18 protein-coding genes are annotated in these 16,880 nt (G+C 35.9%); 6 read left to right on the forward strand and 12 right to left on the reverse strand.

What is annotated here, in order from left to right; all coding sequences use genetic code 11:
* Window positions 1-31: 31 nt before the first annotated feature.
* From EHE21_RS09755 to EHE21_RS09765, 3 genes are read right to left on the reverse strand one after another with little or no spacing between them, the layout of a single operon-like run.
* Window positions 32-364 carry a YdbL family protein gene (locus EHE21_RS09755; RefSeq protein WP_194952617.1) on the reverse strand — a complete coding sequence of 111 codons (333 nt, stop codon included), beginning with the start codon at window positions 362-364 and terminating at the stop codon, window positions 32-34.
* A 10-nt stretch (window positions 365-374) separates the two neighbouring features.
* Window positions 375-581, reverse strand: a complete 207-nt coding sequence (locus EHE21_RS09760; protein ID WP_194950557.1) for a YnbE family lipoprotein — start codon at window positions 579-581, stop codon at window positions 375-377.
* Window positions 578-3,214, reverse strand: a complete 2,637-nt coding sequence (locus tag EHE21_RS09765; protein WP_194950558.1) for a YdbH family protein — start codon at window positions 3,212-3,214, stop codon at window positions 578-580. Before EHE21_RS09765 ends, EHE21_RS09760 begins: the two co-directional genes overlap by 4 nt.
* Before the next feature lie 149 nt (window positions 3,215-3,363).
* On the opposite strand from EHE21_RS09765, the gene EHE21_RS09770 reads away from it, so the two are divergent.
* Window positions 3,364-4,362, forward strand: a complete 999-nt coding sequence (locus tag EHE21_RS09770) for a 2-hydroxyacid dehydrogenase (RefSeq protein ID WP_088495482.1) — start codon at window positions 3,364-3,366, stop codon at window positions 4,360-4,362.
* 89 nt (window positions 4,363-4,451) lie between these two features.
* Here EHE21_RS09770 and EHE21_RS09775 read toward each other — a convergent pair whose 3' ends face one another.
* From EHE21_RS09775 to EHE21_RS09785, 3 genes are all read right to left on the reverse strand, one after another.
* Entirely contained in the window at window positions 4,452-6,050 is a 1,599-nt protein-coding gene (locus EHE21_RS09775; RefSeq protein ID WP_194950559.1) for a methyl-accepting chemotaxis protein, read from the reverse strand.
* 520 nt (window positions 6,051-6,570) lie between these two features.
* Entirely contained in the window at window positions 6,571-7,047 is a 477-nt protein-coding gene (locus EHE21_RS09780; protein WP_194950560.1) for an NUDIX hydrolase, read from the reverse strand.
* 65 nt (window positions 7,048-7,112) lie between these two features.
* A complete protein-coding gene (locus tag EHE21_RS09785; protein WP_194950561.1) occupies window positions 7,113-7,733 on the reverse strand; it encodes a TetR family transcriptional regulator in 621 nt (206 codons plus the stop codon).
* 90 nt (window positions 7,734-7,823) lie between these two features.
* On the opposite strand from EHE21_RS09785, the gene EHE21_RS18995 reads away from it, so the two are divergent.
* The 5 genes from EHE21_RS18995 (at window position 7,824) to fetB (ending at window position 12,355) form a co-directional block, all read left to right on the forward strand.
* Window positions 7,824-8,738, forward strand: a complete 915-nt coding sequence (locus tag EHE21_RS18995; protein WP_194950562.1) for a helix-turn-helix domain-containing protein — start codon at window positions 7,824-7,826, stop codon at window positions 8,736-8,738.
* A 182-nt stretch (window positions 8,739-8,920) separates the two neighbouring features.
* Window positions 8,921-9,853 carry an acyl-CoA thioester hydrolase/BAAT C-terminal domain-containing protein gene (locus EHE21_RS09795; protein ID WP_194950563.1) on the forward strand — a complete coding sequence of 311 codons (933 nt, stop codon included), beginning with the start codon at window positions 8,921-8,923 and terminating at the stop codon, window positions 9,851-9,853.
* A complete protein-coding gene (locus tag EHE21_RS09800) occupies window positions 9,831-10,736 on the forward strand; it encodes a DMT family transporter (RefSeq protein WP_194950564.1) in 906 nt (301 codons plus the stop codon). The genes EHE21_RS09795 and EHE21_RS09800 overlap by 23 nt, the downstream gene beginning before the upstream one ends.
* A gap of 144 nt (window positions 10,737-10,880) precedes the next feature.
* Entirely contained in the window at window positions 10,881-11,531 is a 651-nt protein-coding gene (gene fetA / locus EHE21_RS09805) for an iron efflux ABC transporter ATP-binding subunit FetA (protein ID WP_194950565.1), read from the forward strand.
* Between the two features lie 50 nt (window positions 11,532-11,581).
* Window positions 11,582-12,355 (forward strand): iron efflux ABC transporter permease subunit FetB, encoded by a 774-nt coding sequence (gene fetB, locus EHE21_RS09810; RefSeq protein WP_088496032.1) that lies wholly within the window; start codon window positions 11,582-11,584, stop codon window positions 12,353-12,355.
* Window positions 12,356-12,437: 82 nt separating this feature from the next.
* Here fetB and EHE21_RS09815 read toward each other — a convergent pair whose 3' ends face one another.
* The 6 genes from EHE21_RS09815 to EHE21_RS09840 all read right to left on the reverse strand — a co-directional run bounded on the left by EHE21_RS09815 (window position 12,438) and on the right by EHE21_RS09840 (window position 16,857).
* Window positions 12,438-13,169 (reverse strand): DNA/RNA non-specific endonuclease, encoded by a 732-nt coding sequence (locus EHE21_RS09815; protein ID WP_228766782.1) that lies wholly within the window; start codon window positions 13,167-13,169, stop codon window positions 12,438-12,440.
* 523 nt (window positions 13,170-13,692) lie between these two features.
* A complete protein-coding gene (locus tag EHE21_RS09820; RefSeq protein WP_194950567.1) occupies window positions 13,693-14,169 on the reverse strand; it encodes a DUF6392 family protein in 477 nt (158 codons plus the stop codon).
* Window positions 14,170-14,227: 58 nt separating this feature from the next.
* Complete coding sequence (locus EHE21_RS09825) at window positions 14,228-14,671, reverse strand: YcgN family cysteine cluster protein (protein ID WP_088495473.1); 444 nt, start codon at window positions 14,669-14,671, stop codon at window positions 14,228-14,230.
* A gap of 36 nt (window positions 14,672-14,707) precedes the next feature.
* Window positions 14,708-15,364 (reverse strand): fumarylacetoacetate hydrolase family protein, encoded by a 657-nt coding sequence (locus EHE21_RS09830; protein WP_075671101.1) that lies wholly within the window; start codon window positions 15,362-15,364, stop codon window positions 14,708-14,710.
* A gap of 53 nt (window positions 15,365-15,417) precedes the next feature.
* On the reverse strand, window positions 15,418-16,545 hold the full coding sequence (locus tag EHE21_RS09835; RefSeq protein WP_194950568.1) for a lytic murein transglycosylase: 1,128 nt from the start codon (window positions 16,543-16,545) through the stop codon (window positions 15,418-15,420).
* Between the two features lie 24 nt (window positions 16,546-16,569).
* The gene (locus EHE21_RS09840) at window positions 16,570-16,857 is read right to left on the reverse strand and encodes a YcgL domain-containing protein (protein WP_069369136.1); all 288 of its coding nucleotides are present in this window, start codon (window positions 16,855-16,857) and stop codon (window positions 16,570-16,572) included.
* Window positions 16,858-16,880: the final 23 nt, after the last annotated feature.

A 16,880-nucleotide genomic window follows, 5' to 3' on the forward strand; every position in this document is an offset into this window, starting at 1 on the left:
TAACGGAATTAAATGCTTATTTAAGGCGTGACTATTTTTTTACCCATTTACCATTAATACCTTTAACAAATTCACCTTCATTAGCTCTTGCGACTAATTTTTCACCCGCAAGTCTAGCCACTGATTCTGGTGTTACTTGGTTAGTTTTAGCAACTTCAGCATATTTTGCTTTTCTGGCTTGATTGATTTCATCAACAAGTTGTTGAGCTTGTTTGTTATTTGTCTGTACAAGTTCAATATAACCGCTGAAGGTTTCCCCTACTAACCCTTGAGATCTCGCTTCATCAAGTGTTAATGCTATAGCATTTGTACTGGTTAAAGCCATTATTAGCCCAAAACTTAAGAGATATTTTTTATAATTCATCATTTACCCTTTAAAAAATGGCGCTGTTATTTTTTAAGAGATCTTCAACTTGTCTGTCTATTTTTACATTAATCTCATGTTCGATTTTTACATTCATATTAATATTTATAGGTTTATCAGGTGTCGCGACTTCTAGTCGAATACATCCTGTTAAGGCTGATGTTCCCACTATAAAGCCTGTTAATAAAAATAGTTTTTTTAAGAATAATGGTTTCACTCTGACTCACTCCCTAAATCTGATAAGCTTTTTTCTAACCACTCTTCCAATTGTGAACCAAATCGTAAACTTCGCCATAATTGGAAGACATTTTCTTCATGTCGATAATTTAGATTAACCTGACGGCGTTTATCTTCTAAAGGATTCGTTCCATGAATTTCAGCCTCTAGCACTAACTCACCCAAATTGCTTAAATTAACACGAGTCCAAGAACGACTGATCTCTAGATAACGCAACCATGCCATAGCAACACCCGCTGACATATTGTTATCATCAATTGAATCAACGAAATCTTTATCAAGTCTTAACGTTAAATAAGATGAATTAGCTAGCCAACCATCTTTAATAATCCATTGATTATTATTAATAAAAAATGGAAATTCGCCACTCACTTTACCTGATGCTGCAAATTGAGTCACTTTTAATAGAGTAAACAGATGACTTAATTGAATATTATCAATAGAAATAATCGCTGCGTCATGTTGTGGTATCGCTAATTTTGCTAAAGATATTGTTCCATCCAACATTGCAACATTAACGTTAGATAAGACTAATGGTTTACTTTCAGTTGCGGGGTAAAAACCTTGAAGATCTGCCGTAATATCGGTCATTTCAAAAAGGTTATTAACTCGTTTTATTCGTAACTGAACGGGTTGTTTAACCCCTAATTGCCATTCATCTCCATTCAAACGCCAAGGTAAGATAAAATCTAAACCTTCTAAAACACCATCTTTAAGCCACATTCCGCCTTGTTTAACAACAAGATGCCCACCAGCAATTAATCCTTGTTCAGGTGCAATAGAAAAATCAGCCTGCGTATACAATTCACCTTTATCCAGAGTAATGCCTAAATCTGTAGGTATTAGTGATTGAAAAACATTAATTGGTTGTGAAGGCCAACGCATTTGCCCTCTTAGTCTCGCACCATCCCAACGTGTATTAATTGCAATTGGTCCTATATTGGGTTTAGCGCTTAACTCACCTTTTACATTAAAATTAAAAGGTGATTCACCACTTACCGTGGCAATAAAATCTGTCTTATCTAAAAAACCACCCGCAGGGAAATCAATACGCTGACTCGTTAATTTTAGCTTTCCATTAAATGTCGGCTTTTTATCATCTCTGAACCAACGAAATGGACTTAATAAAGATAATCGTGGCGCTGTCATTGCAGTATGTTGATATTTTAAAACATCAAAACCTGTATTGAGTTTCTCAAAACTCACTAATTTATCAGTCCAATAACCTGTTCCTGCAATATCCCAATGCGCTTTTAACGGTAGTAAATTTCCATCTCCCCAATAACGCCATTGCCAAGTTCCATTATCAGGCAAGAAATCAATCGCTTTACCTTGAAAATGAATGCGGTAATCTCCCCAAATACTGTCTTGGGCAACGACTATCGCATTTAAACGCCCATTAAAACCTTTTGATGAAAAGGTGGTTCCAGCTAAAGGTAAGCGAGCATCTGTTACTGTCAGTGTTTCAGTAACGGGGCCTTTGAAACGAAATAAAGATCCGGATTGAAATTCGATAGTAGGATCTGTCAACATACCAGTGACTTTAACGGGTAATTGCGCACTGGCTTGCATTAATTCTTTATTAACAACACCGGTAATTTGAATAGGAATTTGTGCATCTAGCCAATTTACTGCCGTTTCAGGGATCGATATCACCAAATTTCCTTTCCCTGCTTTACCTTCTGTCATCACATTTAATCGTGCAGCTAATCTTAAATCCGTTAATCCTTTTTGCCATTGGGCGATATTAATATTTACACCACCTCGTAACGGTTGGTCTAATCCAAACCATTCCCAACGACCTTGCTCAATAACAATATTTTCAGGTGAGGCTGTCCAAGGCAATAAAGCCAATGCGTGACCTCCACCTTGTTCGGCAATTGAAATAGTGCCGGATTGTCCAACCCATTCAAGAATAAAAACTAACGGATGTTCATAGTGAGAAGTTAATAACGTTGCATCGATGGTGCCTTTTTCAGGTAATGACGCTATATCTAGAGGAAGCGCTATTTCAGCAGCCAGTTCAATATTGTTATCATCAGGTAAATTCACTTTAAGCTTTTTAATATCAAGCCATTGGTTGTCTCTAATGAAAATACCAAGTTGAGCATTTTCTCCTTGGTAAGTAATTAGTCGCCCATTGTTTTGTGTTTTTAGTTGTAATGCACCTTGATAACGAGCATTTTCTTTTAAGAGCACATTATCGATATTAACGGATAAATAAGGTATTGAAGTTAATAGTGAATTTATCTCGAGAGGAACAGTTGCAGTTTCTTCTTGTTTACTTGCTGGCATCATTGAAAAACATTGTTCATCAATGACGAGTTGCTGGCTATCAAATTGAAGTTTATCAATCTGATCTTTTTGATAAGTAAAAACAAAGTTATCAAGATTAGCTAAAGTACAACTCTCTGCCTTTAATGCGATATTTTCAACTGAAACGCCTAAGCGCTGTAACTTGGGCTGCGATAAAGAAAGTGTTACACCTTCAGGCAAGTAATAGTGAGCAACCACGGGCAACCAACGAGGAATAGACACCCATAAAGCAGTGCCAATTAGACCTGTGCCTATTAGTATCGTCCCTGTCCATTTGATTGTTTTTCTTAACAACACATCATATTCCTTTTAAACAAACCTGAATCATCCACTTACCTCTCTAAATTGTTTATAATGATAGTATTAATTTCTTTCATATTGGGGCTGGATAATTCTTGTTTTTCCAGCCTCTGAATAAAAATTTAATCGAGAGCAGAGAAGACTGGATGAAAATCGTTTCCTATAGTACTAAACATTATGATCGTAAACACATGGAATGGGTCAATCAACATAATGGATACCATTATGATATTGAATATTTCGATTTTAATTTGACAGAACAAACCGCAAAAAATGCCGTTGGCGCTGATGCTGTTTGTATTTTCGTCAATGACGATGCAAATCGTGCGGTTTTACAAGAGCTTGCTAGCCTTAATATACGTATCCTCGCATTACGCTGCGCAGGATTCAATAACGTCGATTTAGAAGCTGCGGCTGAATTAGGCATAACGGTTGTCCGTGTGCCGGCTTATTCACCAGAGGCTATTGCAGAACATGCTGTTGGTATGATGCTATCACTTAATCGTCGTATACACAGAGCTTATCAACGTACTCGTGATGCAAACTTCTCATTAGAAGGCTTAACTGGCTTTAATATGCATAATCGTACTGCCGGTATTATTGGCACAGGTAAAATAGGATTAGCAACATTGCGCATATTAAAAGGCTTTGGCATGAAGCTACTTGCTTATGATCCTTACCCAAATCAAGCAGTACTTGATTTAGGTGCAGAATATGTCGATTTGGCAACACTCTATGCGAATTCTAATGTTATTTCGTTGCATTGCCCATTAACCGCAGATAATCACCATTTATTAAATGAAACTGCTTTTGCACAAATGAAAGATGGTGTGATGATTATTAACACCAGTCGTGGTGCTTTAGTGGATTCTGCTGCTGCTATTAATGCATTAAAACAAGGTAAAATTGGTGCATTGGGAATGGACGTTTATGAAAATGAGCGTGACCTTTTCTTTGAAGATAAATCAAATGACGTTATTCAAGATGATATTTTCCGCCGCCTATCTTCTTGCCATAACGTGTTATTTACAGGACACCAAGCTTTCTTAACAGAAGAAGCATTGATTAGTATTAGCGAAACAACACTGCACAATATTAAAGACGTTGCTTCAGGTAATGAATGCGTTAATCAGATCAAAGCTTAATTCTAATCACTTAGAATAAATGCAATAAAAAGCCCCCTTCGCCATAAATTAGCAAAGGGGGCCTATTTTATTCATTAGCGATATGACACTTATTTTTGTTGAGTATCGATAGCTTCCGCTGATTGTGTGGGATCAAAGCGTGAAAGCGTTTCTTTCTCTTCATCTACTTTAAATTGTGAAACTAATTTAGCTAATTGATGAGCTTCATCATCCATATTCGCTGTGATAGCCGCTGATTCTTCAACCAATGCCGCATTTTGCTGAGTAACGGTGTCCATTTCACTAACAGCCAATGCGATTTGGTTAATCCCCATGCTTTGTTCATTAGAAGCAAGGGCTATCTGCTGCATAAAATCATTCACCTGATTAATGGTTGTGACGATCTCTGACATTGAGCGTCCAGCTTGAGCAACTTGCTGAGAGCCAACATGCACTTTATTTACAGAGTGTGTTATCAAATCATTGATCTCTTTCGCAGCTTCCGCACTGCGGCTAGCCAAACTACGCACTTCAGATGCTACAACGGTAAATCCTCTACCTTGTTCACCCGCTCTTGCCGCTTCAACTGCCGCATTTAATGACAAAATATTCGTTTGATTGGCAATGCTGTTAATAATGTCATTGATGTCTGCAATTTTCTTCGCGCTCTCAGAGATTGAAGACATGGTTTCTACCACGCTATCCATCACATTTTCGCCGTTTTGAGCAGATGCGGTTGCTGTTAGTGCTAATTTGCTAGCTTCACGTGAGTTATCCGCATTTTTCTCAACTGTTGTTTTAATTTGCTCCATACTGGCAACAGTTTCTTGTAATGCGCTAGCCTGCTCTTCAGTTCGAGATGATAAATCTGTATTTCCTGTTGCGATTTCACTTGCACTAACACTAATAGTATTAACGGCATTTTTCACGGAAGAAATCATATGGCTTAATGAATTTTTCATCTTATTCATTTCATTGAATAACTGACCAAATTCATTAGTACCGTGATTATCTACACGCATACTTAAATCGCCTTGACTCATCTTACTAAAGATATTGATTAATATTTTGATATTGCCAATAAAGGTATGGGAGAACCAACGTAATATAATGAAAAATAAAAGAATAACAATAATACCTGTCGTAATTGACACCAGCATTAAACGTTCTTGAGATGTTTTTGCAATATCTATATAGCTATTCTCGATACCATTAGCCACAGCGTAATATTGCATCGTGATATCATTAAGCTCATCCATTTTAACACTGGCTGAGTGTGTTGTTAGCTCACCTCTACGCAATCTCTCTAGCGCGCCAGTAAAGATATCGAGCAATTCATCAAAACGTTTTGTCATATCATCGGCTAGTTCTCGCCCTTCTAAAGTGAGTTTTTCCGTGTCTGACCAACGGTGGATCTCTTCACGCGTTATTTCAATATATTCTGCAGTTTGGTGAAAGTATTTTGCTGAGGGTTTTTCATTAACGCGCAATTGTCCATCTAATCCATTAATATTTGCCCTGATCACGGCCATTTGATATCGCGCTTTGCCCATAAGTAACATTTGCTGACTTAGGCTATTTGATGAAACGAAATTATTATAGGATCGAGTGGAAGCATCATAACTAAAATAAATAATGCTCATAATCAACGCAAATAAAATGGCCAGCATGACCTTAACGGTCTTTTCTATACTGATATTTTTAAACATGGTCATATTCCATCAAAATATACAGAATTTTTTATCTGTACATTTGTAAGATATCAGAATGCACTCTTTCTCTGACAAAGAGCATATTCCCTGGTGTAAATAAAATAAGGCTAAAATTTATTCATTAGAATATAAAGGCACGTAGGATCTGCCTTTGTTTATAATGTCGGTAATAATGAGGAAAAACTTTAGAGTGCAGTGAAAACCATTTTTCATTTATGAAATAAACGATTGTTTTATCCACCAGAATGCAAATTAACTACATAATATCCCGCGATGAGGGTGATTTTACTCAGAAAAAGATAATTTATTAATTATTTTTTAGTTTTTATAATTTTATTTATCTATTTTCTCATTACGTTCTAATAGGTATTTTTACCTATTAACATTAATTTATTTAACTTCAACGTTAATTTATAGTACGTTTTAAAAGTGAGTGATTTCCAATAAAAATAAAGCAGTTTCTAAAAACTGCTTTTATTGTTTATTTATTATGAGTAATTTGGTTTTATTAAGAAATTTAAATAATTTTCTTTATTAATAGTTTTTCAGTTAGTTCAATAAGTCTTATCACATTTAATGGAGTTTCTAATTTTTTAACTTCATCCAAAGAAAGCCATTGGAAAGATTTATTTGTTAATTGGCTATTTTTTAACGGCTTACAAAGGTAAATCATATCGATGTGATAATGAAATCCTTGTTTTTTATCGTGGATGGGTTCTTTTAAAATGGCGAGAGGTTTTACAAGTTCAATAACATCATTGTTATTTAGGTTAAGGCTAAATTCAGGTTGATAACAGAGACACTCACACAGTAAACCTGTTTCTTCTTCTATTTCTCTTAATACTGCATCTTGTGGCTCTTCATTTTCTTCTATATGGCCACCGGGTGGTAACCAACAACCTATTTTAGAATGCAAATGGAGAAGGAATTTACCCTGCTCATTGAATACAATGCCTGTTGCGGTGAAATGACTTTTAGGCACTTCGACTGTCATAATATTCTGATCCTTTACTCTGTCTATTTTTATCCAATGTACATCAATCTATCACTATTTTTGTGCTATTTATGGTCTTTCGCATTTATTGAAGATTGTTTTATTCCCATTAAAAAATCAGAAAATATCGTTTTAAACTCCTTACAGGCATTTTCAGGTAATGTCGCTTCATTCTTTAAATTAATCGCGATATGCGTGACAAATCCATAAATTAAATTCACGACAATATCAGGAGAATAGGTACAAATTTCTTGTTTGTTATAGAGGGTATCGACACATTTTTTAATTCGAGGAATAAGAATTTGTGAATCAATTTCATCCCATTCCTTCCAACCTAGAACGGAAATTATTTCTTGTAAGGGAATAAGCTTATTTTTATGTTGATAAATATGATCTACACAGAAACTAAAAATAGCCTCTAACTCTTGCCACTGATCATCATAGGTAGGAATTTGAACCAGTTTTTCGACAACTTTATCAACCTGAAAAAGGTAGCACTCTTTTAATAGTGCTTTCTTATTACTAAAGTGGTGATAAAAAGCCCCCTTTGTGACTCTTGCATGACGTGATATTTCATCAACGGAAACATCACAATAGTTCTGATTTATAAATAGTTCTTGTGCAGCTTCACGTAATGCAGTGCGCGTTTGCTCTGAATTCTCTTGTTGCCGTGATTTTATTTTCATGATAAAACCCTTAAAACATACCATAAGTATGTAATAATATATGGGTATCAGTTTCGTGTAAACTGAACAAAATATTTTCAGGAAATCATCATGTCATCTCAGTACAATGGGCTTACCCCCTCAAATACCTTATCCACTTTTAATATAGAAATTATCAAAGAACTTCTTCTCTGGATTGAGGTGAATCTGGAAAAACCGTTGCTACTTGATGACGTTGCGATCCGTTCTGGTTATACCAAATGGCATTTACAACGCGTGTTTAAACAAGCAACGGGATTAACACTTGCTTCGTATATTCGAGGAAGACGTTTAACAAAAGCGGCAACCGAATTACGATTAACTAAATTGCCTATTCTGACTGTGGCATTGCGTTATCAGTTTGATTCCCAGCAATCATTTACGCGTCGTTTTAAAGCAACCTTTGGTGTAACACCCACAGAATATCGTAAACTAGATAATCTTTGTGGTGATAACTTTCAGCCACCAATCAATTTTGATGTTGTTGATTTGCCTATTCCTAAAATTATGGAGTTACCTGAAAGTTATGTTTATGGGATGCAATATCAGTATTTTTGCTCTATCGAAGATATAGGTAAATTGCACGAAGATATTCGTCACCAATTTTGGAATGACTTTTTACTGTATACGGATAAAAACTTTACAGAAAGTACTGTACTTATTTCATACCAACCGAACACATTACGTAAAAATAAAATCCAGATTGATTATGAAATTGGGTTAAATAGCTTAGATCATTTCACAAAAACCAGTGGTTTTAGAAAAAGAGTGATTGAGGCAGGACGCTATGTCAGATTCCAATTTAAGGGAACGCTAGAAGAATATAAACAATTTGCGATGAAAATTTATTTTTATACCCTTCCCGCATTAGGTTTATGTCGTCGCTTAGGTGCTGATATTGAAAAATATGTCAGTATAGAAACTGATGTTGATTTGATGGAATTACCAAGAACCTTAGAGATAGATTATTTCGTTCCCATTCATTAATGATCCCAAAATGGCCTGAATTTTCAGGCTATTTTATTAAGAATAAATTAATTTTATAGAGACTATCTGTGCGATAAATTTTTCTTCACTTGTTTCTGTACAATAATTCACTAAATTAACTGTTTACTTATTATTAAAATAAAATTTCTTATTACATCCCTACAAAAATAAACAAGGTGACCATGCGCACTTCACTTCTATTTTTACTCTCTACTTTTTTGCTTCCTTCTTTTGCAAGTTATGCAGAAATATCGACACATTTACTTTCACGTAAAGATGGTAGTGAAATTAACTATTACTTAGATAAACGAGCTGAAAAAAATCAAACTCTCTTGGTGTTAATGCAAGGCTCTGACTGTAACAGCATTAAAAATAATACATTTATTCAAGAAACCTTTGGTCAGTGGTTACCCAATAGTGATGTTTTAATGGTAGAAAAATACGGTATTACCGCTCAATTACCTTATTCTCAATATGATGGTGAACGTGCTGATTGCCCTGAAAGCTATAAGCTTCATGATAATCCTAAGCAACGAACCGAAGATTATGAAGCTGTGTTAGATAATTTATCGTCACAGTATCCGAATATTATTTTAATTGGTGGAAGTGAAGGTGCCACGATGGTGCATTTAGTGGTAGCTAAACGCAATGATATAAAAGCGGCTATTGCACTAAATGGTGGGGGTCGCTTTTTTCTTGATGATGTTCTTTATAATATTCGTCTTACCACACCTAAAGAGCACATTAAAGATGCTCTAGATGGCTTTCAGCAATTTGCTGATGCCATCAAAAATAATCAAATCGATGATGAGCAATTTGTCAGTGAGCACAGTAAATTATGGTGGCAACAATATTTTGCTATTGATTTACTTAACGTAATTAAAAGCAATCAGCATACCCCTATCTTAATTATTCAGACACTTAATGACGCGAATGTAAATGTCGATGCATTTAATCAATTAAGCCAAGATATCAACCAACCTAATGTGAAGTTTATTAAATACGATAAGTTAGATCATGGATTTTATAATGAACAAGGCGAGCGTTTAACGAATGAAATAATCAATGATATAAAGCATTGGTACTCTCAATATGAAAAACAATCCAAAGAGTGATTTAACGGCTTATTTATTACTAGCCTTAGTCTCTATCGTTTGGGGTGGGACTTTTATTGCAGGGCGAGTTATCTCGCCTGAAATTGATGGTTTATTACTTGCTACATTGCGCTTTGTTATCGCGACTATCTGCTTGCTCTTTATTTTATTCTTAACGAAATCCAAATGGCATAAACCCACTAAGAAACAAGGTGCTGTTTTACTGTTATTAGGGCTATTTGGTATTTTCTTTTATAATTTATTTTTCTTTGAAGGTCTGAAATTAACACAAGCCTCTAGAGCTGCGTTTATTGTTGCCTGTAACCCTGCAATGATAGCGTTGCTGTCCGCTATAACCTTAAAAAAATGGCCTTCACTCAAGCAGTTTGTTGGTATTCTATTTTGCTTAGGTGGGGCTTTTTCTATTATTCTCTCCCGTAGTGATATTTCTACATCTTCTTCGTCTTCAGCTAGTTTAGGCGATTTGCTGATTGCAGGCTGTGTGCTGAGTTGGGGAATTTATACTGTATTTGCGAAACCAGTGATCCAATCTATTGGTGCTTTATTAACTGTCGCATACTCTGTTTTTATAGGTACTATTTTACTATTAGTTGCCTCTTTAATAACAGGTCGCTTTGATATTCTGCTCCATACAACATTTACTCAAATTGATATCGTGTCCTTACTTTACTTAGGAATTTTTGGCTCTGCCCTTGCCTATTACTTTTATTATGCAGGAATTAAACAAATAGGTGCGACACGCGCAGGCGTATTTATTGCATTAAATCCAATCACAGCGGGAATTTTAGGTTATTTTTTACTAAATGAAGCGCTATCAAGTATTACTTTAATTTCAGGTTTACTGATTTTATTTGGCATTTTTTTAGTCAATCGAGAAAAATAAATTTATCTTTTTCATTGGCTCACATTCTTATTATCCTATACTTAAATAGTAACAAAATTGCTTACTAACTGATTTAAAGCAGGATCTTTATATCGTTAATTCTGTATAATGATAATTATTCTCTCTTTTAAGTTTGGGATAAGAATGGAAAGCACGACTGCACTTTTACGTCTTGATAAAATAGGTTATCGAGTCGATAACAAAACTATCCTCGATAACATCAATTTTGAACTTCAACCTTCTGAATTTAAACTTATCACTGGCCCTTCAGGCTGTGGTAAAAGCACCTTACTCAAGATTGTCGCTTCTCTACTATCACCTACCAGTGGTTCAATTTTCTTTGAAAATAAAGACTATTTAACGTTTTCACCCGAAGAATATCGCCAACAAGTTTCTTATTGTACTCAAACACCGATGTTATTTGGTGAGACGGTTTACGATAACCTTAAATTTCCTTATTTCTTACGAAAACGCTCTGTGGATGATAAGAAACTAGCACAGGATTTGGATTATTTTTGTTTACCAGCATCCATTATGAAAAAGGGAATTAATGAGCTTTCGGGAGGCGAAAAGCAACGTATTTCACTGATAAGAAATCTGCAATTTATGCCAAAAATCTTATTACTTGATGAGATAACTAGTGCATTAGATGAAGATAATAAAACAAAAGTGAATGATGTTATTCACCACTATGTTAAAGAGCAAAATCTCGCTGTGTTATGGGTCACTCACGATCAAAATGAAATAAAACATGCTGATGATGTGATCTTATTACCTTCTCACAATGATGCCTGATTTTTTATTTTTTTATCAGTCACCCTTTTGTTATGAGCGAACATAATATTATGAACGAACATACGATAAGCAATGAATCTCTGATTTTCTCGCTTTTATTAGTTCTCGTGGCTATTTTTATTAGCCGTAAAGAAAAACTAGCTTTAGAAAAAGATATTATTTGGAGTACAGCAAGAGCCATTGTTCAACTATTAATTGTTGGCTATGTCTTGACCTATATTTTCCATGTTGACCATTTTATTCTTACTTTCTTAATGGTGTTATTTATCTGCTATAACGCCGCCCATAATGCTAAAAAGCGGAGTAAATATGTTAAAGATATCTTTCTGATCTCTTTTACCGCTATTACGACTGGGGCATTATTAACTTTAACTATTTTATTGCTCACCAGTTCCATTGCTTTTACACCCATTCAAATTATTCCTATTACGGGGATGATTGCGGGTAATGCAATGATAGCAACGGGGCTTTGTTATAATAATTTAGGTCAACGTTTTCAAAATCAACAACAGCAATTGCAAGAGATGTTAAGTCTTGGTGCGACACCAAAGTTAGCCTCAATGAGTATTATTCGAGATAGCATTAAATCTTCATTAATCCCAACGGTTGATGCAGCAAAGACGGTCGGTATTGTGAGTTTGCCGGGTATGATGTCAGGGCTTATTTTTGCCGGAGTTGATCCATTACAAGCCGTTAAATATCAAATTATGGTGACTTTTATGTTGATGGCAACAGCCAGTATTTCAACCATTATTGCTTGCTATTTAACCTATAAGAAATTTTTTAATCAGCGCCACCAGCTTATTAATTTTGAAAACCGCTAAATATAACTATTTAGCGATATTGAAAAAGGTCACTTAATAAAGTGACCTTTTTTATTACTTACTGAGAAGTCGGTTTAAAAGCTTATTTTAATACCGTACATCCCATTTTTTTAACTAGCTCACCGGCTTGAGATTTCACACCTTGAGCACCTTCAGGTAACTGACTCCAAAGTGTTAAACCAGTACGAGCTTCCACTTCTGCCGCCGTTACTTGGAATTCACAGAAATTTGCTTTTTTCGGTGTTTGTTGATCCATAATAAACGCTGCATAAGAGGAGCTTTCTGGTGAATCATTTAGAAAAACCACTTTAAAATATGCACTTGGAATTGTGTGATCTTTATCTGTACTTGGCAATTTACCCATATCTCTTTCGTAGATAGGCCCTGTAACAGTAAAGACTTTGTGGCCTTCTTTTGCCAAATTACGCTCTTGATCTTCTAATCGTACCCAAGCACCTTGGTTTAAGTCTGCTTTTTGCGGTGTAATATTAGAAAGATAGTTAAGCGCATTCCAACCCGGTAACGCAGCCAATGAAGCTAAAGGAGCCTGATGACCACGGTCAACTTTTAATGTGGCATTAGCATTTTTGTAATCCGCTGGCGATAAGGTTTCATCATTACCTAAAGCCGGATCTTTTTTCCAGTTACGTGCTTTACCACTACCGATACTGTCTTTAGTCACTAAATAAGCAACCCAGTCTGCAAACTTGGTTTCGCTATTATTATTTAATGTATAAACATCACGTTGAATAGTAGTTTCACTGCCACCTAATGGACAGCCAATACCACAGTTTTCATCATTCATTGCACGCATTGAAGTATCACGAGCAACAGCAGATGATTGCGTTTCAAGTTCAGGTGCTACCGTCATCTCTGAATTAGCATAACTGGTTGAAACCATAAGCAGTGATAAAACAATTGGGGTAATACGTTTCATATAAAATTCCTTTTTATAAAATGAAGAAACAAAAAAACTCGCCGAAGCGAGTTTTGATGTTTAAATAAGAGAAAATCCAATCTTCTCTTTCAGTAAATTCAGGTAATAAACGGCGAAGAAAAATGCATCATTTTAATAATGATGTACATTTCAATCACTGAATATGACTCAGAATTTTGCTACGAAATATGATGGAGGTTTTCACAACCCTAGAATGCAAAAAGCCCCGCATAAGCGAGGCATTTATTCATTGGGTTGGTGAAATTCAAATTCCCCACCATGAGAATAATAGTGAACTATATTTCCCATTTCGTCAATAGATTTTCTTAAAAGATTATTTGGTGAATGATTTATTCTCTTATTAATCTCGAAAGGGGAATTTTTTGTTACTGACGCAATATCAAGCTATGTAGTTAACATCCCATCGTTTTTCTAAACTTTCGCGTAATTCAAAGGTAAGCGAAGTCACCACATTCTCACCAACGTAGGGATATCTGGCAATAAAAATAACCTGATTATTATTGGGTAATTCAAAGACTTCCGCTTCACCTAAATGAAGTGACATCACAATTTTCTTTTTAGAAAAACGGATCGGTTTTCCATAATGAGCATGTAACCACTCTTGTGTCATTAATGGCTGTAACCCGAAAGGAAGTGCATGAGGGAAATGAAATTGCTTTGTTTTTTCATCAAATAGCGTCAGCGTGATTTCACTTAAACCGACACCATACGGCTCAAAATATAAGTGAAGAGATTCTTTTCTCATCGCTAAACTGCCACTTTTAGGTTTGGACTTATAAGGAATTAAATTTTGATCGTAAACATCTTGATATTTTTTCCCTAATTGAGCAATTAGCCCTGCAATATCTATTGTCATTACTTACATTCCTTAACAAAAAGCTCCTATAAAGGAGCTTTTTAATGAAAATAAGAAATTAACCACGTCCTTTCGGACGATTAAGAATATGATCTTCCCAATCTTCAACTTCAGTTTCTGGCACTGCAATATATCTTACAGAAATATTACCTTGGTGCATTTTTGCTTTATTACCTGCAATAAGCGGATGCCAGCTTTGTAACGTTTTGCCTTCTGCTAACAGACGATACGCACATGTCATTGGTAACCACTCAAAAGTCGGTAAATTATACCGTGTAAGCTTGATACAATCTGGCTCATAACGGAAACGATCTTCGTAATTACTGCATTGGCAGGTTTTAATATTTAGCTGATTACAAGCGACATTGGTAAAATATATCTCGTCAGTATCATCATCCATTAACTTGTGTAAACAACACTGCCCACACCCGTCACAGAGCGATTCCCACTCATCATCACTCATTTCATCCAATGTTTTAGTCTGCCAAAAAGCCTGTGTCATCTCTACGTTATTACCTTATTACTCATCTAATACGAATTAAATAACCCGCGTTGTCAGCTGATGTTCATTAACACTTAATACCAACATATCGCCTGATTCTAGAGGGCCAACACCTTCAGGTGTTCCCGTTAAAATCACATCACCAGGACGTAGGGTAAAAAAGCGAGACATATAGCTGATAAGGGGTAAAACAGGGGTTAGCATATCACGACTGTTACCCTGCTGACGAATCTCGTCATTAACACGTAACATTAAATCTGCGTTTTGCGGGTCGCCAAATGAATTGACAGGGATAAAGCCAGACAATGGTGCAGAGCCATCAAACGCTTTACTTTTTTCCCACGGCTGCCCTGCTTTTTTCAATTTACCTTGTAAATCACGCAATGTGAGATCAAGACCAATACCGAAACCCGCAATTGCACGATCAACTCTATCTTCATTAGCTTGTTTAAGTGGCTGACCAATAAGTACTGCTAATTCAATTTCGTGGTGAACCGCACCCATATCTTTTGGGATAGCAATAGGTTGGCGAATATCACACATAGCTGTTTCTGGTTTGATAAAAATCACAGGCTCTTCTGAGCGAACGGATCCCATCTCTTTAATGTGATTTGCATAGTTACTACCAACGCAAATCACTTTATTGACAGGAAAATCAAGTAACGCACCTTCCCAATCACGATGTTGATACATAATGTGTTCCTTTTAGGTAAATTGCTGTGTTTTATTTCACTGTAAAAACGCGATTAGCTCGCGTTAGGCAGTGAATTTATTTTATTAGCAACGCCATCAGCCATTGTGACAATGCTAAGGGCAAAAAAGTAAGAGCTGTTCCAATGCATAATCGTACGGAAGTTCTGTGTCACTAAATAGCTTCTGTGCAAATCATCATCAGGAATAATTAACCATACAGGCATAGTATCGTTCAATTGACTATTTGCTGGTAATTGAACACCCAATGCTTTCCATTGAGCGACCGTTTTTTTCTGTTCGGTCTTAATACCTTCAAGCTGCTGGTTAAAATCTACCGATAAAGTAACCTGTTCTCCCCAAGGAAGTCCACTTTTCCAGCCTTCCGTCGCTAAATAGTTAGCAGCCGAAGCAAATGCGTCTTCTTGAGTGTTCCAAATATCAATTTTTCCGTCACCATTGCCATCTGCGGCATAAGTTAGGAAAGAAGATGGCATAAACTGAGTTTGTCCCATTGCGCCCGCCCAGGAGCCTTTGAGGCGCTGTCCTTGAGGAACATGTCCTTCCTCAACAATCTCTAATGCTGCCATTAATTGACGAGCAAAAAGTTCTTCTCGACGGCCTTCAAATGCAAGCGTTGCAAGTGCAGAGACAACATCTTCTTTGCCTTGCACCTTACCAAAGCCACTCTCAAGTCCCCATAACGCAACAATATAGTTTGCAGGCACACCATATTTTTTGCTGATTTGTTCTAGAGTATCTTGATTCTCTTGATAGAGCTTAGCCCCTTGGTTTAAACGGCCGTTGGTAACAATGCGTGGTAAATAAACATCGAGTGTGATTTTCTTTTCCGGTTGATTACGGTCTGATTTAATCACTCGTTCAATAAAATGTGCTTCTGAAAAAGCAAAATCTATTGTTTCTTGTTTATATCCCAATTGAGCGGCTTTCAATTTCAATGCTTCAACATAAGCAGGAAATTGTGCAGAAGTTCGAGTTTCTTTAGGAAATGCTTGTTCTAACGATGCAACATCCACTTGTTTCCATCGAGGCGTTTTTTGTGTTTCAACTGCCGTTGCCTCTGGTGCAGTAATTTGTCTTTCAGCCAATTTTTGTTGGCTATTAGTACACGCAGATAACATTAAACCGGAAACAATCACAGCGATGAATGAATATTTGAACATTTATGCTCCTTTTATCTCGATGATTTATTCAGTTTTTTCTGATTTTTTTAATTCATCTAAATAAGCATTTAACATACTTTCGACAGGTGGTGGAACTTGTAAGTAAAAACCCTGCTCAACTAATGCTTTTTTGACTTTTTCAATGTCAGCATGCGCTAAACGCTGTCTATCCGCGAGATTAAGCAACATTGAAAATTGTGGTTCGCCAAAACTTTGTAATAATTCGTCCGGAATTCGAGAGAAATCATCCTTTTTTTCGATGTATAAATAAGTTTGATCACGTTTGGTACTACGGTAAATTGCACAAATCATTTTCATTAAACTCTAATTATTAA

The organism is Proteus sp. GOKU (assembly GCF_015475555.1).
Lineage (GTDB): Bacteria > Pseudomonadota > Gammaproteobacteria > Enterobacterales > Enterobacteriaceae > Proteus > Proteus mirabilis_B.